Raw genomic sequence first — 20705 nt, 5'->3', positions numbered from 1 at the left:
TCGACGGGTGCTCTGTCGCATCTCGGGTGCTCCGCCGCCCACAGCCCGCACCGCCCCCCGTTCGGGGCGACGCCTAACGCGGCGGACGACGGGCTCCGATAGCGCCACTCGAGCACGGATCGCTCACCAGTTCGGCCAGGGATCGGCCACCACCGCACGGCGACGTCGCACCGACGACGCCTGACGAGGGGACCCTTCGTGTTCGATTCCGTGACGAGCGTCGCGCTGCAGAGCGCACTCGACGGCCTGTCGATGCGCCAGAAGGTGATCGCGAACAACATCGCGAACATCAACACGACGAACTACCACGCCGAGAAGGTGCAGTTCGAGGACGCCCTGGCGAAGTCGATCGTGGACGGCGACGGCGCCACCACGCCGACGATGGCGCGCAGCCTCGAGCCGACGAACACGAACGGCAACAACGTCAACCTCGACGAGGAGACGCTGTCGAACATCGACACCGTGCTGCGGTACCAGTTCGCCACGCAGGCGATGAACTCCGAGCTCACCAGCGTCCGTGCGGCGATGCGGACGAACTCGTGACGACCTTCGACGCGATCGGCATCGCGAGCACCGGTCTGACCGTGCACCGGAAGTGGCTCGACGCCGTCTCGGACAACATCGCCAACGCGAACACCGTGAAGTCGATGGACGACACCGCGTTCCAGGCGCGGTACGTCGAGGTGCAGGAGGGCGCCGGCGTCTCCGGCGCCTACGTCAAGGGCGCCGCGTTCGGCAGCGCCGCCGGCCGGGTGACCTACGACCCGGACAACCCGCTCGCGAACGAGGAGGGCTACGTCCGCATGCCCGACATCGACCTCGGCACCCAGATGGCGGACCTCATCATGGCCCAGCGCGGCTACCAGGCGAACGCCGCCGTGGTCGACCGTGCCAAGACCGCCTACGAGGCGGCACTGCAGATCGGGAAGAACTGATGCCCATCGACGCCGTGAACGGTGTGACCACCAACGCGATGACGAACGCCCTGACGAGTGTGTCGGGGACGTCCAGCGACAGCACGAACGCCACCGGTGCCGCCGGCGCGACGACCGACGGCAGCGGGTTCGCCGCGAGCCTCGGCAACGCCGTCGACGGGCTCCAGTCGCTGCAGAGCGACTCGAAGACCCTCGCGCTCAAGGCCGTGACCGGCAACCTCGACGACATCCACGACGCCACGATCGCCGCCACCCGCGCGCAGGTCACGCTCGAGCTCGTCTCCGCCGTCCGCAACAAGGGCGTCGACGCCTTCAACGAGATCATGAGGATGCAGGCCTGATGCCCGTCGCCGTCAAGAACGTCTTCGCGCGCCTCAGCGCCTACGTGAAGGGCTTCTCCGCAGCCCAGCGCACCATCGCGATCCTGGCGATCGCGGCGCTCGTGCTCGGTGGGATCGCCCTCGCGTCCTGGCTCGGCAAGGCGTCCTACGCGCCGCTCTTCACCGGGCTCGCCGCGGCCGACGCGAGCTCCATCACGGACCAGCTGCAGACCGACGGCGTGCCGTTCCAGCTCACCGACGGCGGTGCGACGATCCTCGTGCCGCAGGCGCAGGTGTACTCGGAGCGGCTCAAGGCGGCGTCGAACGGCCTGCCGTCGTCGAACGAGGGCGGATACTCGCTGCTCGACAAGATGGGCGTGACGAGCTCGGAGTTCCAGCAGGACGTCACCTACAAGCGCGCGATGGAGGGCGAGCTCGCCAAGACCATCGGCGCGATGGACGGCGTGCAGACCGCCACCGTGCAGCTCGCGATCCCGGAGAAGTCGGTGTTCGTCTCCGAGGAGAAGGACCCGACCGCGTCGGTGTTCATCGCGACCGACAACGGCACGCAGCTCAGCACCGACCAGGTGCAGGCCATCGTGCACCTGACGAGCGCCTCGGTCGAGGGCATGCAGCCCACCGATGTCTCGGTCGTCGACGCGAAGGGCCAGACCCTGTCCGCCGTCGGCACCGGTGCGACCGGGAGCGGCGCGGACCAGGCCGCCGACTACGACGCGGCGACGAGCAAGAAGATCCAGGACCTGCTCGACACCACGCTCGGCGTCGGCAACGCGACCGTCGTGGTCTCCGGGACGATGAACCAGGAGTCCGGCACCCGGACGTCCGAGAGCTACACGAGCCCGACCTCGGGTCCGGTCGCACTGAACGAGTCGAGCACCACCGAGGAGTACGGCGCCGGCTCCGGCGCGGGGAGCGGCGCGACGGGGGTCCTCGGTCCGGACAACATCGCCGTCCCGAACGGCACCGCGACGAGCGGCACCGGCGACGACGGGTACAAGAACGAGTCGGCGACGAAGAACAACGCCGTCGACCACACCACGGAGACCACGCAGATCCCCTCGGGCGGGCTCGACCGGCAGACCATCTCGGTCGCGCTGAACTCGAAGGCCGCCGCCGTGCAGAACGCGAACCTGCAGAGCATCAACGACCTGGTGTCCGCCGCCGCGGGTGTCGACCAGAACCGTGGCGACCAGGTCAAGGTCGCGATGATGGACTTCGACACCAGCGCTTCCGACCAGGCCGCCAAGGCCCTGGAAGCCCAGCAGAAGGCCGACCAGCAGGAAGCACTGTGGTCGTCGATCCGCACTGCCGGCATCGTGATCGGCATCGTCCTCGCCGTCATCGCGATCATGTTCTTCGTCGCCCGCCGCAACCGGAAGCAGGAGCGCGAGGCCGTCGACCTCGGCGAGCTCGACGCCTTCGCCGGTGAGACGTTCCAGCTGCCGCTCGCAATGGACGGCGTCGACGACCGGGCCACGCTCGGTGCCGGTGACGCCCCGACCGCCGTACTGTCGGCGATGCCCGCCGGCGACGCCCCCACCGAGGTGCTGACGACCGAGGAGATCACCGCCGAGCGCCGCCGTCAGGACATCTCCGCCCTGGCCGAGCGCGACCCGAAGCGCACCGCCGAGCTCCTGCGCGGGCTCCTGGACGACCGGGCACCGGTGTGAGCGCGCTCATGCCGAGCCCCGGCGGCGGCTCCGGTCCGAGTGACCGTGCCCTGACCGGTGCGCAGAAGGTCGCGCTCATCCTCATGCAGATGGAGACCGACCGCGCCGCCGAGGTGATGAAGCAGTTCACCGAGATGGAGGCCGAGGAGATCTCCGCCGAGATCGTCCGGATGCGCCGCGTCGAGGACACCGTCGTCGACCAGACGCTGTCGGAGTTCCACCGGATCACGATGAGCGGCCGCCTGCAGAAGCGCGGCGGCAAGGAGACCGCCCTCGGGCTGCTCGAGGCGTCGTTCGGCGCCGAGCGGGCCGCCGGTGTGATGGACCGTCTGGCCTCGAACCTCGCCGGCCAGTCGTTCGACTTCCTCGACGACGCCGAACCCGGCCAGGTCATCTCCCTGCTCGAGGGCGAGCTGCCGCAGACGATCGCCCTCGTGCTCGCCCACCTGGGCGCCGGTCAGGCCAGTGCCGTGCTCGCCGGGATCGACGAGCGGGTCCGCACCGACGTCGCCCAGGCCTTCGCCACCATGGGCAGCGCGACCCCCGAGGCCGTCGGCATCGTCGCCGGTGTGCTGCGCCAGCGCGCCGGGGCCGTCGTGTCGCCGCGCGAGAGCGTCGAGGTCGTCGGTGGCATCGCGCCCCTGGTCGACATCATCAACCGCTCGGACGTCGCGACCGAGAAGGCCGTGCTCGAGGGACTCGAAGCCCGCGACCCGGAGCTCGCCGAGGACATCCGCTCCCGCATGCTGACGTTCGAGGACATCGTGAAGCTCGAGTCCCGCGACATCCAGCAGGTGCTGCGCGGCATCGACTCGAAGATCCTCGCGACCGCCATGAAGGGCGCAGCCGGGCCGGTCGTCGAGACCATCCGCGCGAACGTTTCCGAGCGCAACCGCGAACTGCTCGACGACGAACTGCAGGCCATGGGCCCGGTCCGCGTCTCGCAGGTCGAGGAAGCCCGTGCCGAGGTCGTCCGCTCCGTGCGCGAGCTCGAGGCCCAGGGCGTCGTCACCGTGCACCGCGCCGAGGAGGACGAGCTCGTTGACTGACACCGTCGTGCACCGCGTCGCCTTCCCGGTGCTCGCCGACCCCGCCGGACGCGAGCGCGCGTCGAGCGCGGACGTCCGCGGGCACGCGGCCGGCTACACCGCCGGCCTGCGGGCCGCGCAGGCCGCGACCGACGCCCTGCGCGCCCGGCTCGAGGCCGAGCACGCCGCGCGGGTCACCGCGCTGCAGGCCGACACGGCCCGCCGGATCGCGGTCCTCGACGCCGCCACGAACGCCATGCTCTCCACGGTCGCACCCGTCCTGGCGGACGCCGAGGCGTCGGTCGCGAGTGCGGCAGTCGATCTGGCCGAGGCGATCGTCGGCAACGTGGTCCGCGCCTCCAGGCCCGCGCACGACGCGACCGTCGCCGACGGTCCTGATGGACAGGGCAGCCGGGAGGCCCGGATCGCGTCCGGCGCCGAGGCCACCGTCCGGCGGGCGCTCGCGTCCGTCGACCGCACGGTCCCGGTGGCCGTCCGGCTGAGCCCGGCGGACGCCGCGCGCGTCGCCGGCCTCGACCTGCCGGTGCCGGTCGTCGCCGACGGCGCCCTGCGCGACGGCGACGCCGTCGTCGACCTGCCGGACGGCATGCTCGACGCGCGCATCGCCACGGCGCTCGACCGCGCCCGCACCGCCCTCGGTGTCGACGCGACGGGAGCCGACCGGTGACCGCCACGCTGCTCCGTCCGCGCGGCCTCGACGAGGCGCTCCTGCGGGCCGCACCCCAGCGGGTCGGTGTCGTCACGAGCGCCGTCGGCCTGGGGCTGACGATCGCCGGACTCGACGCCCGCGTGGGCGAGGTCGTCACGGTCGGCGCCGAGGACGGCGAGCAGACCGCGGTCGAGGTCGTCGCCACCGATGCCTCCGGCGTCCGCTGCATGCCGCTCGGCCGTCTGACCGGCGTGACCGCGGGTACCCCGGCGCGTCCGACCGGCCGCCCGGTGCTCGTGCCGACCGGATCCGGTCTGTTCGGCCGCGTGCTCGACGGACTCGGCCGACCGATCGACGACCGCGGCCCGCTCGAGGGCCCCGGCGGCGAACCGGTCACCTGGGTCCCGCTCGACCACGACACCCCGAGCGCGATGGCCCGGACCCGCATCGACACCCCGATGCAGCTCGGCGTCCGCGTGCTCGACACCCTGACCACCGTCGGCCGCGGGCAGCGCATGGGCCTGTTCGCCGGGTCCGGCGTGGGCAAGTCGTCGCTGCTGTCGATGATCGCGCGCGGGAGCGACGCGGCCGTCAACGTCATCGCCCTGGTGGGGGAGCGCGGCCGTGAGGTGCGCGAGTTCCTGGAGGACGACCTGGGACCCGAGGGGCTCGCCCGCTCGATCGTCGTCGTGTCCACCTCCGACGAACCGGCGCTCATGCGCCTGCGCGCCGCGTTCGTCGCCACCCGCATCGCCGAGTCGTTCCGCGACGCCGGCCAGGACGTCGTGCTCATGATGGACTCGCTCACCCGCGTCGCGATGGCGCAGCGCGAGATCGGGCTGTCGGTCGGAGAGCCGCCGGCCACCCGGGGCTATCCGCCGTCGACGTTCTCGGTGCTCGCCGGACTGCTCGAGCGCGCCGGGACCGACCGCGTCGGCAGCATCACGGGCATGTACACCGTGCTGGTCGACGGCGACGACCACAACGAGCCGATCGCCGACGCGGCCCGCAGCATCCTGGACGGCCACGTCGTGCTCGACCGCAGGCTCGCGATCACCGGGCACTTCCCGTCGGTCGACGCCCTCGGCTCGGTGTCCCGCGTCGCCTCGAAGGTCACCCGACCCGAGCAGCGTGCTGCCGCCACCGTGCTGCGGAAGGTGATGGCCGCCCGAGCCGGAGCCCAGGACCTGCTCGACGTCGGTGCGTACCAGCGCGGGTCGAACCCGCTCGTGGACGCCGCCGTGGACCACCAGGGATCGATCGACGCGTTCCTGCGCCAGGGCATGGACGAGCGGGCCACGGCTGATGCGTCCTGGCAGCGCCTCGGCGGCCTCGTGCAGCAGCTGGGGGTGTCGTGATGGCCCGCCGTTTCCCGCTCGCCGGGCTCCTGCGCCTGCGCCACACCGAACAGGACCGTGCCGCCGCCACACTGGCCACCGCGAACGAGCGCGTCCGCGACGCCGCCGACGCCCGGATCGCCGCACGCCGCAGCCTCGCCGACAGCGAGGACGCCCAGCCCATCCAGGACGCCGCCACCCTGAGCGCCGTCGCCGCAGCCCGTGCCGCGACCCGCGGGATGCTCGAGGAGCTCGACGCCGTGGTGCAGAACCGCCGTGCCGACGCCGACCGGGCGCAGCAGGACTACACCGCCGCGCGTCGCGCCGCCGTCGGCCTCGAGAAGCTCGAGGGCAAGCACACCGAGCAGCAGGCGGCCGAGGAACTCCGGACCGAACAGAACGCCCTCGACGAGATCGCGGCACGACGCCGCACGGAAGGTGGTGCACGATGAGCGTCGAAGCGGTGCTCTCCCGGATCTCGGAGATCCGGTCCCAGATCGACACGCTGCGCGGCGGGACGGCCACGGCTGCCCCGAGCGCCTCCGCCACCAGCGGTGCCGCGGGATCGTCGGCCTTCGCCGATGCCCTCGCCACCGCCGACGGCACGACCGGCGCCGCGAGCGCTGCCGGTGCGACCGCCGCAGCGACCCCGACGGCCACCCGTGCCCCGGCGACCTCGGTCGACGCCGGTGCCGGCACCCTCACCACCGGCAGCGGTGCGACCGGCGCCGATGTGGTGGCCGACGCGAAGAAGTACCTCGGCGTGCCGTACGTGTTCGGCGGGGAGACGACCGCGGGCATGGACTGCTCGGGCCTGGTGCAGACGGTCTTCAAGGACCTCGGGGTCACGATGCCCCGGGTCGTGCCGGACCAGGCGAAGATGGGCGTCGAGGTCGGCTCCCTGAAGGACGCGCAGCCCGGCGACCTGATCATCCCGAAGGGCGAGGGCCACGTCGTCATCTACGTCGGCGACGGCAAGGTGCTGCACGCGCCGCGCCCCGGCAAGGACGTCCGGATCGTCGACAACTGGTACTCCGACGCCGACATCGCAACCATCCGCCGGATCGTCCCCGCCCAGGCGGCTCCGGCGACCGTCGCCGCGCCGACCGCCTCGGCTGCGCGTTCCGCGCCCGACCTGCAGACCGCCGCGCTGCTGTCCATGATGCAGTCCGGGAGCGCCGCATGAGCCTGACCATCGCCACCCAGCCGTCCGTGCCCACCGCACCGGGCTCCACCCGGGGTGCATCGTCCGACCCCGCGGCTGCCGGGTCCTTCGGAGCGGCACTGACCGCCGCCGTCGCGACCGAGCGGCGCCCCGGCGATGGTGCTGCCGGGCGGGACGACGCCGACGGCCGCACGGCGGACGGGTCGGCGGCGACGCCGGGCACCGCCGCTACGCCGTCTGCGTCTGCGTCCACGTCCACGTCCGCGTCCGCGTCGGACCAGTCGGTGCCGAGCGACGCAGCGCCCGTCGACGCGCAGGCGCTGCTCGCCGCCGGACTCGTGGCCGTGACCGCACCGATCGCTCCGGCCAGCCGGGCCGCCGAGACCCCCGACGACGACCCTCACGCCGTCGTGGCCGCAGGGGCGACCGCCGGAGCAATCGACACCACGACCACGACACCGCCGTCGGTGGAGGGGGACGCCTCGACGCCGGTCCCGTCGACCCCGGCGCCGACCACCGCTCCCACAATGGCGACCCCGCAGCAGGCACCGTCGTCGGGCGCGGCACGGGGAACCGCTGCCGCAGCGACGACGGGCGCGGCGACCACCGCCGCGACGACCCCCGCCGTGACACCCGCTGGCACCGCGTCTCCGGCCGCGCCCGCGACGACCGTCGCCGGCGCAACCCCCACGACGACCGCTGCGTCGACGACCGCGGCCGCGACCGACCCGGCGACCACCGCCCCGACGGCAGCTGCCGCGATCGCGGCCCCCGCTGCGACCCGCACCGCCGACGGCGACACCGCCACCGTGACCCCGGGCCAGCCGCCGGTCGTGGCGGCCGCCGCCCCGGCAGCCGGTACCGGCTCCCGAGCCGGCCACGGGACGGAGCAGCAGGCGTCGACGCCGGGTGATCCGGGCCTCCCGGCCGTCGCCCCGACGCGCGGTGGCGAGACGCCGTTCGTCATGTCGACGACGCCGACCGCCGCGCCCGCCGCGCCGACCGCGCCGGCCCCGGCACCGCTCGCCCAGCAGTTGTCGCGACCGGTGTTCTCGCTCGCACAGGCCGGCCCCGGCGAGCACGTCGTCACCGTGCAGGTCGTGCCGGACAGCCTCGGCCCGGTCACGGTCCGCGCGCACGTCACCGCGCACGGCATGCACGTCGAGCTGTTCGCCGCGTCGGACGCCGGCCGCGAGGCCGTCCGCCAGGTCCTGCCGGACCTGCGGCGGGATGCGGCCGGCACCGGTGTGAGCACCACGCTCGACCTGTCGTCGCAGAACCAGCCGCAGGATGCGCCGGGTCGCGACGAGCGTCCGGCCGCGCGTGCGCTGCCTGGTGACCCCGGCCTGGAGGCGCGGGTCACCCAGCGTCCGCAGCCCACCGCCCACACGCCCTCCATCCGCACCGCGGGACTCGACGTCCTCGCCTGATCCGGCTCACGAACAGGAACGCACCATGCCCATCGACGGCATCACCGGCAGCGTCGACCCGACCGCGCAGGCCGCGGCCCTCGCCGCGAACTCCACCGCCCAGAAGTCCCAGACGATGGACTCCGAGGTCTTCATGAAGCTGCTCGTCACGCAGCTGCGCAACCAGGACCCGTCGTCGCCGATGGACACCAACCAGATGATCGGCCAGCAGACGCAGCTCGCGATGATGGAGCAGATCACCAACCAGACCACGACGGGGAACGAGAACTTCTCGCTCCAGATGCGCATCGCCGCAGCGAACCTCGTCGGCAAGCAGGTCAGCTACACCGACGCCGACTCGGGCAAGTCCGTCACCGGGACCGCCTCGGCCGTGTCGTACGCGAACAGCGTGCCCACGGTCACCGTGAACGGGAAGGAGGTCGCTCTCGACGTGATCTCCGGCATCACCACCACCGCTCCGGCGTCCTGACGCCCGCTCGTTCCTTCCTCGTTCCTCCTCGTACTTCCTCGTACTTCCTGCCTCTCCGAAAGGACGCACCATGCTCCGCTCGCTCTACTCCGGGATCTCCGGCCTCCGCTCCCACCAGCAGATGCTCGACGTCACCGGCAACAACATCGCCAACGTGAACACCGTCGGCTTCAAGTCGTCGACCACCGTGTTCCAGGACACCCTGTCGCAGATGACCCAGGGTGCCGGCGGACCGCAGACCGGCATCGGCGGCACGAACCCGGCCCAGATCGGCCTCGGCGTGCAGGTCGCCGGCGTCTCCACGAACTTCTCGCAGGGCTCGGCGCAGGCCACCGGCAAGGCGACCGACCTGATGATCTCGGGCGACGGGTTCTTCGTCACCCGCCTGGGCAACGACACCGTCTACACCCGTGCCGGTGCGTTCGACTTCGACGCCAACGGCCGCCTGGTCACCGCCGACGGCAAGATCGTGCAGGGCTACCCGGCCACGAACGGCGTCGTCAACGAGAACGGACAGCTGTCCGACATCACGCTGCCGCTCGAAGCAGCGGCCCCGGCGGTCCGCACCACCGCAGCCACCGTCGCCGGCAACCTGCCGTCCGAGACCGCCGTCGGCGAGACCATCACCCGCGAGGCCACCGTGTACGACGCCTCGGGTGCCAAGCACACGATGTCGCTCGCCTACACGCGCACCGCCGACGGCTGGGACGTCACCGGGCGCAACGGCCAGGGCACCACGGCGACGACCTCGCTGACCTTCGGCACCGACGGCAAGCTGACCGCCGGCGGCACCCTCGCCGTCGGGGGTATCCGGGTCGACATGGGCGACCTGACCGGGTTCGCCTCGCTCGACACCGCGGCGATCGGCTCGCAGAACGGCCGCGAGGCCGGCGCGCTGCAGGGCTACTCGATCTCGAAGGACGGCACCGTCACCGGCACGTTCTCGAACGGCGCGTCGCTCGCGCTCGGTCGCATCGCCCTCGCCACGTTCGCCAACCCGGCCGGCCTCGAGAAGACCGGGGCGTCGGGCTACCGCGCCACGGCGAACTCGGGCGGCGCGACGGTCGGCGGTCCCGGCTCGGCGGGCGTCGGTTCGCTCGCGGCGGGGACGCTCGAGATGTCGAACGTCGACCTGTCGCAGGAGTTCACGAACCTGATCGTGGCGCAGCGCGGGTTCCAGGCGAACGCCCGCATCATCACCACCTCGGACGAGGTGCTGCAGGAGCTCACGAACCTGAAGCGCTAGGCGCGGGGGCTCGCGGGGCTCGCGGGGGCTCGCGGGCGCGCGTCGCGGGCGCTGCGCTCGCGTCTCGCGTCGCGTCGCGGGCGCTTGGTGAGCAGGAACGGTCGGGTGCGGAAGGGGGACTCGACCGTTCCTGCTCACCATCGTTCGTGGTCCAGGGAGTTCGGCGGCCGATCGTGACGAAAGGGTGCGTCGTGACGTCTCATCGGTGCGATGCACGAGAACCACGACACCGACCACCCGTCCGACCACCGCTGCCGCAGCGTCTTCGACCGCTGGCGGTGTGATCGACCGCGCGGCCACGACGGCGTGCACGAGTCGCGTGCTCCCGGCGGCCGCACGAGCTGGAACGACGCGCTGACCGGGCGGCGGCTCTCGGACGTCTGAGATCGAACGCTGCCCGGGAGCGCGACGCGTCGTCCGGATCGGCGGCGTTCTGGGCGTGGCCCGATGTATGGTCAGCGCATGCTGACCATTGCCTCGCGGTACGACGTGCTGAACCGTCTGGGGCGGGCGCTCTCCGACCCCACGCGTGCGCGGATCCTGCTCCGGCTGCTCGACGGACCCGGCTACCCAGCGCGGCTCGCCGAGGAACTCGAGTTGACGCGGACGAACGTGTCGAACCACCTGGCGTGCCTGCGCGGCTGCGGGATCGTCGTCGCCGTGCCCGAGGGGCGTCGGACCCGCTACGAGATCGCGGACCGCAACCTCACCCGCGCGCTCGAGTCCCTGGTCGACGTGGTGCTCGCGGTGGACGTTGCCGACGACGGCGGATGCGAGATCGAGCGGTGACCACGGCCGCGGTGTCGCTCGCACCGGCTCGTGTCGGCGTGCTCCGGCGACGGATCAGGTGGATCGTCGCGGCGGCCTTCGCCTACAACGTGATCGAGGCCGTCGTGGCGATCGCCGCCGGTTCGGTTGCCTCGTCCACCGCGTTGATCGGCTTCGGGCTCGACTCGATCGTCGAGGTCCTGTCGGCGGCGGCCGTCGCGTGGCAGTTCGCCGGGCGCGACCCGGAGACCCGGGAACGAACGGCACTGCGGGTGATCGCGGTCTCGTTCTTCGGGCTCGCCGTCGTGGTCAGTGTCGATGCCGTCCTGACCTTCACGGGTGTCCGGTCGCCGGAGCACAGTCCGGTCGGCATCGTGCTGGCCGCGGTGAGCCTGGCGGTCATGCCGTTCCTGAGCCTCCTCGAACGGCGGACCGGACGCGAACTCGGTTCGGCGTCGGCGATCGCCGACTCGAAGCAGACGTTGATCTGCAGCTACCTGTCGGCGGCGGTGCTGCTCGGCCTGCTGGCGAACAGCCTGTTCGGCTGGTGGTGGGCCGATCCGCTCGCAGGACTCGTCGCGGTCGTGTTCGCCGTGCGCGAGGGGCTCGAGGCCTGGCGCGGCGACGCGTGCAAGCAGCCGGTGTCGGCGCTGACGGGGGAGCGCGAGGGCGACGGCTGCGACTGCTGTTGAGCGAAGTCTGCCCGCGGCCGGCGGTTCAGTCGGCTTCGGTCTCGCGGACGTGGCTGACCGCATCGCCGACGATGTGCGCGATGTGCTCGTCGTGCAGCGAGTAGACCGCGTTCCGCCCGATGCGCTCGACCTGCACGATGCCCGCGAGCCGCAGCGTGCGGAGGTGCTGGGACACCAGGGGCTGCGACAGCTCGGTCGATTCGGCGAGGGAGCCGACGTCGGAAGGCTGGGAGATCAACGCCGACAGGATCCGGAGTCGGGCGGGCGAGGACAGCGCCTTGAAGAGTTCGGCTGCTGCTTCGATCCCGTCTGACATGGACTCATGTAAGCGCACGCGCATACGTGCATGCAACACGACGGCCCCGGCGCGGTGCGTCGGGGCCGTCGCGCAGGTCCGTCGATCGGTGCTGATCACGGGCCTGCGCTGATCAGGAGATCAGTGCTCGTCGTAGTGGTCGCCGTGCTGGGCGTGCTTGTGTCCGTCGTGGACGAAGTCGACGTGGTCCTCGTGCTGGACCGTCTCGTGGCCGCAGCCGTCCTGGTGGGTGTGCTCGGCGACGGTGTGCTCTGCGCTGTTCTCGTGCTCGGCCATGGTGACCTCCTGCTGATCGTCGGTTGGGATGCCCTCAGCGTAGATCCCATATGCAGAAGTAGCAATACATTTATAGATGAGAACGGATGTCAGCCCAGGAACCGCTGGGTTCCCGCGACGGCCGACGTCGGCAGCGCGTCCCCGGGGATCGCGACTCCGGCGGTGAGTGCCGACGTCCACTCCGCGGTCGGTGCGACCGCGGCGAGGTTCGACTGCAACAACGCCATCAGCGTGCGGTGCACCGTCTCGGCGGACACGGCCCCGCCGGCGTTGACGATGTTGATCGCGCCGGTCGCGTCGGACAGCACCTCGACCGAGACGCCGAGCGCCTCCGCCTCGGCTGCCGAGGCGATGATGCAGTTGTTCGTCATGAAGCCGACCAGGGTGACCGTGTCGATCGACCGCTCCTGCAACCAGGCGAGCAGGTCCGTGTGGGCGAAGACGGAGCTGAACTGCTTCGTGACCTGACGCCACTGGGGCGTCCGTCGTCGCTCGATCTCGGGGTGCAGGGCGAACGCCTCCGTCGTCGGGTTGAACACCGGCGCAGCGTCACCGGCGGTGTGCTGGACGACGACGATCGGCGTGCCGGCAGCCGTCGCGGCGTCGATCGCGGTCGTGATCTGCGCGAGCGCGTCGCGGACGGGCGGGAACCGGACCTCGAGTGGACCGCTGAAGTACTCCAGCTGGATGTCGACGAGGACGAGGGCGCGCTGGGGATCGGACACGGGAGCTCCTTGGGTCGGTGGGCGTACTCGACGATCCTCGTCCGTCGATGCGCTCGGTGCGATTGGCACGCGTGCGTCGGTACGATGGATCCAGGCCAAACCGGAGGAGTCCCGCGTGCGGATCGCCATCTACGCCTTCGACGGCATCACGATGTTCCACCTGTCGGTCCCGCAGATGGTGTTCGACGAGGTCACCCGGCTCGGGCTCGCCGACTGGGAGACCGTCGTCTTCTCCGACCGGCGCGGTTCGGTCCGGACCGCCGAGGGGCTGACGCTCGGTCCCGTGCAGGGGCTCGACGCCACGGCGGACGCCGACCTGGTCGTGGTGCCGTCCTGGACCGACGACGGCACCCGACTGCCGGCACCGACGGAACGGGCGGTCGTCGACGCGCACGCGCGGGGATCGGTCGTGGTCGGTCTGTGCCTCGGGTCGATCGCGGTCGCCGGTGCCGGGCTCCTCGCGGGACGCAGCGCCGTCACGCACTGGCGCGAGGTCGACCGGCTCGCCGCCGCACACCCCGACGTCACCGTGGACGCCGACGTGCTCTACGTCGACCACGGTGACGTGCTGACCTCGGCGGGCACGGCGTCCGGGCTGGACGCGTGCCTGCACGTCGTGCGGACGCGGCTCGGTGCCGGGGCAGCGAACCGGGTCGCGCGGAGCCTGGTCGTCGCGCCGCACCGCGAAGGCGGGCAGGCCCAATACATCGAGCGGCCGGTCGTGCAGCGTCGGGGCGACGACCCGGTGGCGACGGCATCGGCCTGGGCGGTGGAGCACCTGGACGAGGAGCTCGGCGTCGACCGACTCGCTGCGGCGGCCCACATGAGCCGCCGCAGCTTCGTCCGGGCCTTCAGGGCGTCGACCGGCACCACCCCGGCGGCCTGGGTACGGAGTCGCCGTCTGGACGAGGCCCGTCGGCTGCTCGAGACCACCGACCTGCCCGTCGACCGGATCGCCGCAGCGTGCGGGTTCGGCAACCCGGTCACGCTGCGGCAGAACTTCGCCGTGGCGTTCGGCAGCACACCCTCGAGCTACCGCCGACGGTTCGACGCGAGGCCCTGACCGGCCGGCTGAACGAGCGCGTTCCATCCCCTGACGGCTGCAATGGGAACGCGGAACGGGCATCCCTGGTCAGAACGACAGACCGAGTACGCCCGATTCGACCAGGCATGCCCGGAGTCGCCCTACGACGACGTGGGCGGCGATGCCACCGATTCGATGCCGTCCAGCCGCGCCTCTTCCGCGTCGTACCCGGCGCGCACCTGACGCAGCACCAGGTCGTCGATCTCGTCGGCGTCCCGCAGGCGCAACAGGGTGTTCGCCTTGTGCTGGACGAGTGCGAGCTCGAGGGCGACCGCGTTGTCGTGCCGCTGCAGCGCGGGGTGGTCGTCGTCGTCCCCTTCGCGGGCCTCGATCACGTCGAGGTGCGCCTCGTACTCCTTCCGCAGGCGATCGACGGTGGCACGATCGGCTCCGGTCGACCGTGCGAGACGGGGGAGTGCATCGAGCGCCTCCTCGATGGCGGTGCGCTCGGCGTAGCGACGTTCCTCGCTGACGGACTCGTCCTCGGGGAGCGCGGCGCGGCGCAGGACAGCCGGCAGCACGAGGGCCTGCCCGACGATCGTGACGATGACCACGCCGGCGGTGACGAAGACGATGAGGTCCCGCTCGGGGAAGTCACCGCCGGACTCGAGGGTGCGCGGCACGGCGACGGCCATGGCGAGCGACACCGCGCCCCGGAACCCGGCGAACCCGCTGACGAGCCGGTCGCGGTGCCCCTCGCGGGGTTCTCCGCCGGTGCGTCGGGTGACGAGCCAGATGGTCCCGCCCGCGGCGTTGAGGAACGCAAACCGCACGATGACGAGCAGCACCGCGACCGCGAAGACGATCCCGGTCCCGCGCAGCAGGTCGGCGGGGTCGAGTGCGCGTGCGGCGACCATCGCCTCGATGCCGACCAGGACGAACAGCGCGCCGTTGAGCAGGAAGGTCAGGAACGACCAGAACGCGCGCACCTGCTGGCGGGTCTCGGCACGGTCCAGCTTCGGGCCGACCTGGCTGACGACGATGCCGGCCGCCACGACGGCGAGCACGCCGGAGGCACCGATGGCCTCGGCGGCCAGGAAGGCTGCGAAGGGCACGAGCAGGGTGACGAGGTTCTCGAGCACGACGGTGTCGACGCGCCGCAGCACCATCGTCCCGATCCACGCGGCCGCGAGCCCGGCGGCGACCCCGCCGATGTAGGACAGGACGAGCATGCCCGACACGCCCCAGAACGTGAGCTCCTGCGTGCCGACGGTGACGGCCACCGCGATGCCGTAGACGACGAGGGTGGTGCCGTCGTTCACCAGGCTCTCGGCGCGGAGCACCGTGACGTTCCGCCGCGGCAGCATCTTCGTGAGCACGCCGACCGCGGTCGCGTCGGTCGGGGCGACCGCGGCGCCGAGCACCCAGGCCGGCCCCCACGGCATCCCGAGCAGGTGCAGCAGCACGGCGACGGCGCCGGCGGTCACCACGACGAGCAGGGTGCCCATCAGGACGATGCCGCGCAGGTTCTTCCGGATCTCGCGGAGCGACGTCGTCAGGCTCTCCCAGTAGAGCAGCGCCGGCAGGAACAGCAGCAGCACGGCCTCGGCGGGGAGCTCGACGTCCGCGAACTCCGGCACGAGCCCGAGCAGCGCGCCGAAGACCAGGAGCAGCACGGGTGGTGCGATCCGGATCCGGTCGGCCACGGCCGCCGTCAGTGCGATGGCGAGGCCGAGCACGACCACCAGTTCCGGTCCCAGCACGTGCACTCCGATCGTCGTCCGACCCGCCAGTCAACGCCGATCCACGGTGGATCCTTCCAGAACAGCCGGACGACGCGCCGCACACAGCCGGACGACGCGCCGCACCACACCGCACGACGCGTCACGACCCGCCGCTCACACCGCCCGCGGCCGCCGCACTACCCGCCGCCACCACGCGCGCCACGGCAGGGAACTCACCAGCGCCGACCCGATCACGACGGTCCCGAACCACCCCACGACGACGCCCGGGATCGGCACGAGCAGACTCGCCCACAGCAGCACCGACAGCACCCCGAGGACGTACGCCGCCCCGGCCTTCAGGTACCGCAGCCGCTTGAGCCCCGCAGCCTGGTCGACCCGCGAGGTCAGGCGGGCCAGGAACACCGCGCCCACCCCGATCGCCCCGATGGCGACCGCGGCCTGCTCGAGCGCCCCGAGCCCGTCCGACCCGAGCGGCCCGGACCCCGACAGGCTGTACACGCCGTCGAGGATCTCGAAGAGCATGAACACCACGAGCCCCCGCTCGAACACGACCGTCGACGCGTACAGGTGGATGCGCCAGGCTCCGCGGCCGACCCCGATCGACGCCGTGTCCGACCCGCCGCCACCGGGGCCGCTGCGCAGCGCCCACGCCGCGGTCCGCTTCGACACGAGGTACGCCGCGATACCGGCCACCCCGCCGAGCGCGACCGGCAGCAGCGCACCGGCGGCCCAGCCGGAACGCGACCCGACGAGCACGGAGGTCACGACGACCCCCGTCGCAGCGGTGACCAGCGACCAGACGCGCGGTCGCGCGACGGAGGCGAGCCGCGCCTCCAGGCTGCCCAGCCACGACCTGCGTGACGCGCGGTCGGTGTTGAACAGGTACTCGGCGAAGACCTGCCAGATGAACGCGGCGCCGAAGGCGGCGAGGGCGGGACGCACCTCGGCCAGGTGCGCGGAGAACGAGCCGGGCGCGAAGACGGCTTCCTCCACCGAGCTGGCCGGGTCGGTCGCGTCACCGACCGCGACGGCGGCCGGCGGCAGGAGCAGGCGCATCGCGAGCACGCCCGCGACGATCCCGAGCGACAGGAACAGCCGCCGGGCGGGGGAGTGCAGCCGGCCGGCGATGCCGGCCATCGGCACGGACGAGTCCGCGGCCATCGCGATCTCGAGGAACGCGAGGGCGACGAAGGCGAGCGCTGCGGCGGGGCCGAGCACCAGCCAGGTCGCCGCGGCGGCCGCGACGGTGATGAGCAGGGGGACGGTCAGGAGTGATCTCGTGGCCATCTGCCCATCCAGCACGGTCGGGCTGGGCGGCGCATGGAGCGCTCCTGGGCATCGGCCTGGAGGCCCGTGGGGACCCCGCAGAACGGGTGACGGCCCGTCCCCACTTGCGGGGACGGGCCGTCAGGTCGCGCGGGCGGGTGGTCGCGTCAGTCGTGGAACGTCTCGATGGACGCACCGAGCGAGTTGAGGCGCTCCTGCAGCTGCTCGTAGCCACGGGCGATGATGCCGACGTTGCGCAGGACGCTCTCGCCCTTCGCCGCGAGCATCGCCAGCAGGATCACCACGGCGGGCCGCAGCGCCGGCGGGCAGCTGATCTCGGCACCCGAGAAGTGCGTCGGGCCGGTGACGTCGAGGCGGTGCGGGTCACGCAGGGTGACGCTCGCGCCCAGGCGGGTGAGGTCGAGCAGGTGGATCGCCCGGCCCTCGTAGACCCAGTCGTGCACGAGCGTGGTGCCCTCCGCCATGGCCGCGATGACGACGAAGAACGGCAGGTTGTCGATGTTCAGGCCGGGGAACGGCATCGCGTGGATCTTGTCGATCGGCGCGTGCAGCTCGGACGGGTACACCGTGATGTCGACGAGGCGGGTGCGGCCGTTGGCGGCGGCGTACTCCTCGGTGACGTCGAAGCGCAGGCCCATCTCGGCCAGGGTCGCGAGCTCGATCTCGAGGAACTCGATCGGCGCCCGGGTCACGGTGAGGGTCGACGCGGTGACGATGCCGGCGGTCAGCAGGCTCATCGCCTCGACCGGGTCCTCGCTCGGCCAGTAGTCCACGACCTCGTCGATCTTGCTCTTGCCGGTGATGCGGAGCGTGGTGGTGCCGATGCCCTCGATCTGCACCCCGAGCAGCTCGAGGAAGAAGCAGAGGTCCTGCACCATGTAGTTGGGGCTGGCGTTCCGGATGACGGTCTCGCCGTCGCGGGCCGCGGCGGCCAGGATCGCGTTCTCGGTCACGGTGTCGCCGCGCTCGGTGAGCACGACCGACTTGGTGGGGACGGCCTGGTTCGCCACGTCGACCTCGTACCAACCGGAGGTCGCCTCGACGTCCACCCCGAACGGACGGAGCGCGATGAGGTGCGGCTCGACCGTGCGGGTGCCGAGGTCGCAGCCGCCGGCGTAGGGCAGGCGGAAGGACTCGTACCGGCCGCTGAGCGGGCCGAGGAACATGAGCACGCTGCGGGTGCGGCGGGCGGCGTCGGCGTCGATCGCGTCGAGGTGCAGGTCGTCGGGGGCGACGATCTCGAGGGTCTCGCCGTCCTCCGACCAGGTGACGCTCGCGCCGAGGCTGCGGAGCACGTCGATGATGCGGTCGACCTCGACGATCCGGGCGACCTTGTGCAGTCGGGTCACGCCGCGGTTGAGCAGCGAGGCGCAGAGCAGTGCCACGGCGGCGTTCTTGCTCGAGTTCACCGCGATGGAGCCGCTGAGCTTCCGGCCGCCCTGGACGCGCAGGTGGGCACGCTGCGGGGCGCCGCCGATCGAGACGATCTGCTGGTCGAGGGCGTCGCTGATGCGGGTGAGCATCTCGAGGGACAGGTTCTGCCCGCCCTGCTCGATGCGGTTGATGGCGCTCTGGCTGGTGCCGACGCGTTCGGCGAGCTGGGCCTGCGTCATGCTGCGGCCCTTGCGGGCGCCCCGGATCAGGGCGCCGACCTCACGGAGGGGTGCTGCGGTCGCCGGAGATGCCGGCGAGACGACGGTGGTGGTGTCGGTCATGTGCGCCACGCTAACACGCTCATGAGATAAAGCAGTGGAAGATCGACACCCGTTGCGCGTCCTGAGGTCTCGAATACGTCACAGTTGGGAATTTCGGGGGACGAACGCTCAGGCATCGGTCAGGCGGCCGTCGACGACGGTGACCAGGCGGTCGAGCGCGTCGCGGTGGACGAGATCGTGCGTGACGAGCATCGTCGCCGTGGCCTGCTCGTGCGTGAGGCGCGCGATCAGGGCCATGATCTCGGCGCCTCGCTCCTGGTCGAGCGCGCTGGTGGGTTCGTCGACGAGCAGGACGGACGGGGTGTTCACCAGGGCGCGGGCGATCGCGACCCGTTGCCGCTGGCCGCCGGAGAGCTGCGCGGGTCGCTTGCCGCGGTGCTCGGCGAGACCGACCGCTGCCAGCAGCGCACCGGCACGGGTGCGCACCGCGGTCCGGTCACGGTGGCCGCCGCCGAGCTCCGCCATGACGAGCAGCTGCTCCCGAGCGGTGAGCGACTCGATGAGGTTCGACTGCTGGAACACGATGCCGATCTGTCCGCGGCGGAGCGTCGTCGCCTCGTTCCGGGTCAGGGTCGCTGCGTCGACGTCGTTGATCCACACGTGCCCGGAGTCCGGGCGGATCAGGGTCGCCGCGACCGCGAGCAGTGAGGACTTCCCGGAGCCGGAGGGCCCGGTGATGCCCGTGACGACCCCGCTCGGAGCGGTCAGGGACACGCGGTCCACCGCCGTGACGCGGGAGTCGCCGTCGGGGAAGGTGAGGGTGACGTCGTCGAGGGTGATCATCGGTTGCTCCCGAGTGCGGCGAGGGGGTCGGCCCTGGTGACGGTGCGGAGTGCGACGGCGGCACCGGCGAGGCCGAGGACGACCATCACGGCGGCCGGCAGCAGGGTGGTGAGCGGGCTGAGCAGGAACGGCAGGACACCGTTCGCGAGCGTCCCCAGGACCGACACGAGACCGATCCCGACCCCGACCCCCGCGGCCAGGACGACGAGTGCTTGGCCGAGGGCATCGCGGACGAGCGACGCGTCGGAGGCGCCGAGGGCCTTCAGGACGGCGATGTCGTCGGCACGCTGCAGCGTCCACACGGTGAAGAACGCCCCGACGACGAGCGCGGAGACTCCGAAGAGCATCACGATCATGAGTCCGAGGGACCCGACCTCCGACTTGAACGTCTCGAGCGCGGTGAGGCTGGCGAGCGGCGACACGGCGACGGTGCGCGTGCGGTCCGCCGTGCTGCCCCAGTCCGGCGAACCGGAGACGGCGAGCACGGTCGCTTCGCCGTCCCCGCCGAGGCGCCGGTCGGTCGACGCCCACGCCGTCGGGGAGAGTGCGACGACGGGGGTGTGGCTGTACCAGGCGTCTCCGCCGACGGTGGCGACCCGGTAGGTCGTCCCGGTGATCGTGACGGCGTCCCCGACGGCGACGTCGAGGTCCTTCGCTGCGCCAGCGGACAGGCCCACCGTGTCGTCGGACCGCGGAGCCAGGTCGGTGACCGTCGACGCGGGGGCTCCCCGTGGGACGCCGAACAGGGCGACGGCGACCGCTGGTGCGGCTTCGGCGTGCACGGCGGCGCGCCCCTGTGCGATCCCGATCGGCGTGACGTGCTCGACGCCGGAGGACTCCCGCCACGCGGACACCGTCGCGGCGTCGATCGCCGACTGCGAGAACGATGGTTGCCCGGTCGAGGGCTCCTGCAGGACGAGCCGGTTCCCGGGGATGCCGAGGACCGCGGACACGTTCTGCGCGGCGAGGCCGCCGGTCAGGCCAGCGAGGAAGCCGACCAGGAGGGTGATCAACGACACGACGGACCCGATGAGCACGAACCTGCCACGGGCGGATCGGAGGTCGCGCCAAGCGACGAACACG

At 72.1% G+C, this 20705-nt stretch carries 24 protein-coding genes; 16 read left to right on the top strand and 8 right to left on the bottom strand.

Going from position 1 to position 20705, the window contains the following annotated elements; all coding sequences use genetic code 11:
* Positions 1-198 precede the first annotated feature (198 nt).
* From BIU91_RS01715 to BIU91_RS01650, 15 genes are all read left to right on the top strand, one after another.
* Positions 199-543 carry a flagellar basal body protein gene (locus BIU91_RS01715; RefSeq protein ID WP_017886135.1) on the top strand — a complete coding sequence of 115 codons (345 nt, stop codon included), beginning with the start codon at positions 199-201 and terminating at the stop codon, positions 541-543.
* The gene (locus tag BIU91_RS01710) at positions 540-935 is read left to right on the top strand and encodes a flagellar basal body rod C-terminal domain-containing protein (RefSeq protein WP_017886136.1); all 396 of its coding nucleotides are present in this window, start codon (positions 540-542) and stop codon (positions 933-935) included. The genes BIU91_RS01715 and BIU91_RS01710 overlap by 4 nt, the downstream gene beginning before the upstream one ends.
* Positions 935-1276 carry a flagellar hook-basal body complex protein FliE gene (gene fliE / locus BIU91_RS01705; protein WP_027465513.1) on the top strand — a complete coding sequence of 114 codons (342 nt, stop codon included), beginning with the start codon at positions 935-937 and terminating at the stop codon, positions 1274-1276. The genes BIU91_RS01710 and fliE overlap by 1 nt, the downstream gene beginning before the upstream one ends.
* Positions 1276-2946 carry a flagellar basal-body MS-ring/collar protein FliF gene (fliF, locus tag BIU91_RS01700; RefSeq protein ID WP_071403927.1) on the top strand — a complete coding sequence of 557 codons (1671 nt, stop codon included), beginning with the start codon at positions 1276-1278 and terminating at the stop codon, positions 2944-2946. The genes fliE and fliF overlap by 1 nt, the downstream gene beginning before the upstream one ends.
* A complete protein-coding gene (gene fliG, locus BIU91_RS01695; protein WP_253183659.1) occupies positions 2943-3995 on the top strand; it encodes a flagellar motor switch protein FliG in 1053 nt (350 codons plus the stop codon). Before fliF ends, fliG begins: the two co-directional genes overlap by 4 nt.
* Positions 3988-4662: a hypothetical protein gene (locus BIU91_RS01690; RefSeq protein WP_071403926.1), complete on the top strand. Its 675-nt coding sequence runs from the start codon at positions 3988-3990 to the stop codon at positions 4660-4662. The genes fliG and BIU91_RS01690 overlap by 8 nt, the downstream gene beginning before the upstream one ends.
* Positions 4659-6002: a FliI/YscN family ATPase gene (locus tag BIU91_RS01685; protein WP_071403925.1), complete on the top strand. Its 1344-nt coding sequence runs from the start codon at positions 4659-4661 to the stop codon at positions 6000-6002. Before BIU91_RS01690 ends, BIU91_RS01685 begins: the two co-directional genes overlap by 4 nt.
* The gene (locus BIU91_RS01680) at positions 6002-6433 is read left to right on the top strand and encodes a flagellar FliJ family protein (RefSeq protein ID WP_071403924.1); all 432 of its coding nucleotides are present in this window, start codon (positions 6002-6004) and stop codon (positions 6431-6433) included. The genes BIU91_RS01685 and BIU91_RS01680 overlap by 1 nt, the downstream gene beginning before the upstream one ends.
* Positions 6430-7167, top strand: a complete 738-nt coding sequence (locus tag BIU91_RS01675) for a C40 family peptidase (protein ID WP_071403923.1) — start codon at positions 6430-6432, stop codon at positions 7165-7167. The genes BIU91_RS01680 and BIU91_RS01675 overlap by 4 nt, the downstream gene beginning before the upstream one ends.
* Positions 7164-8576, top strand: coding sequence for a flagellar hook-length control protein FliK (locus BIU91_RS01670; protein ID WP_071403922.1), 1413 nt, complete (start codon positions 7164-7166; stop codon positions 8574-8576). Before BIU91_RS01675 ends, BIU91_RS01670 begins: the two co-directional genes overlap by 4 nt.
* Before the next feature lie 25 nt (positions 8577-8601).
* Positions 8602-9045, top strand: coding sequence for a flagellar hook capping FlgD N-terminal domain-containing protein (locus tag BIU91_RS01665; RefSeq protein ID WP_071403921.1), 444 nt, complete (start codon positions 8602-8604; stop codon positions 9043-9045).
* A 70-nt stretch (positions 9046-9115) separates the two neighbouring features.
* The gene (locus tag BIU91_RS01660) at positions 9116-10291 is read left to right on the top strand and encodes a flagellar hook protein FlgE (protein ID WP_071403920.1); all 1176 of its coding nucleotides are present in this window, start codon (positions 9116-9118) and stop codon (positions 10289-10291) included.
* 210 nt (positions 10292-10501) lie between these two features.
* Positions 10502-10675: a hypothetical protein gene (locus BIU91_RS18715; protein ID WP_171907749.1), complete on the top strand. Its 174-nt coding sequence runs from the start codon at positions 10502-10504 to the stop codon at positions 10673-10675.
* Between the two features lie 78 nt (positions 10676-10753).
* Complete coding sequence (locus BIU91_RS01655) at positions 10754-11080, top strand: metalloregulator ArsR/SmtB family transcription factor (RefSeq protein ID WP_071403919.1); 327 nt, start codon at positions 10754-10756, stop codon at positions 11078-11080.
* Entirely contained in the window at positions 11062-11751 is a 690-nt protein-coding gene (locus tag BIU91_RS01650) for a cation transporter (RefSeq protein ID WP_071403918.1), read from the top strand. The genes BIU91_RS01655 and BIU91_RS01650 overlap by 19 nt, the downstream gene beginning before the upstream one ends.
* Positions 11752-11776: 25 nt before the next feature.
* Here BIU91_RS01650 and BIU91_RS01645 read toward each other — a convergent pair whose 3' ends face one another.
* The 3 genes from BIU91_RS01645 to BIU91_RS01635 form a co-directional block, all read right to left on the bottom strand.
* On the bottom strand, positions 11777-12067 hold the full coding sequence (locus tag BIU91_RS01645; protein WP_071403917.1) for a metalloregulator ArsR/SmtB family transcription factor: 291 nt from the start codon (positions 12065-12067) through the stop codon (positions 11777-11779).
* 120 nt (positions 12068-12187) lie between these two features.
* Positions 12188-12343, bottom strand: a complete 156-nt coding sequence (locus tag BIU91_RS01640) for a hypothetical protein (protein ID WP_017887460.1) — start codon at positions 12341-12343, stop codon at positions 12188-12190.
* 89 nt (positions 12344-12432) lie between these two features.
* Positions 12433-13068: an isochorismatase family protein gene (locus BIU91_RS01635; RefSeq protein WP_071403916.1), complete on the bottom strand. Its 636-nt coding sequence runs from the start codon at positions 13066-13068 to the stop codon at positions 12433-12435.
* A gap of 115 nt (positions 13069-13183) precedes the next feature.
* On the opposite strand from BIU91_RS01635, the gene BIU91_RS01630 reads away from it, so the two are divergent.
* Entirely contained in the window at positions 13184-14131 is a 948-nt protein-coding gene (locus BIU91_RS01630; RefSeq protein WP_071403915.1) for a helix-turn-helix domain-containing protein, read from the top strand.
* Positions 14132-14253: 122 nt separating this feature from the next.
* On the opposite strand, the gene BIU91_RS01625 is transcribed toward BIU91_RS01630, so the two are convergent.
* From BIU91_RS01625 to BIU91_RS01605, 5 genes are all read right to left on the bottom strand, one after another.
* Positions 14254-15855, bottom strand: a complete 1602-nt coding sequence (locus tag BIU91_RS01625) for a Na+/H+ antiporter (protein WP_071404013.1) — start codon at positions 15853-15855, stop codon at positions 14254-14256.
* A 135-nt stretch (positions 15856-15990) separates the two neighbouring features.
* The gene (locus BIU91_RS01620) at positions 15991-17124 is read right to left on the bottom strand and encodes a DUF475 domain-containing protein (protein WP_071403914.1); all 1134 of its coding nucleotides are present in this window, start codon (positions 17122-17124) and stop codon (positions 15991-15993) included.
* A 146-nt stretch (positions 17125-17270) separates the two neighbouring features.
* Entirely contained in the window at positions 17271-18839 is a 1569-nt protein-coding gene (locus BIU91_RS01615) for a UDP-N-acetylglucosamine 1-carboxyvinyltransferase (protein WP_171907747.1), read from the bottom strand.
* Between the two features lie 108 nt (positions 18840-18947).
* A complete protein-coding gene (locus tag BIU91_RS01610; RefSeq protein ID WP_071403913.1) occupies positions 18948-19622 on the bottom strand; it encodes an ABC transporter ATP-binding protein in 675 nt (224 codons plus the stop codon).
* Positions 19619-20704 (bottom strand): ABC transporter permease, encoded by a 1086-nt coding sequence (locus BIU91_RS01605; protein WP_071403912.1) that lies wholly within the window; start codon positions 20702-20704, stop codon positions 19619-19621. Before BIU91_RS01605 ends, BIU91_RS01610 begins: the two co-directional genes overlap by 4 nt.
* Position 20705: the final 1 nt, after the last annotated feature.

The sequence above is a fragment of the Curtobacterium sp. MMLR14_002 genome, from assembly GCF_001864975.1.
Classification (GTDB): Bacteria; Actinomycetota; Actinomycetes; order Actinomycetales; family Microbacteriaceae; genus Curtobacterium; species Curtobacterium flaccumfaciens.
Note: the sequence above shows the minus strand (reverse complement) of the source record. Positions and strands in the feature narration are given on the sequence as shown.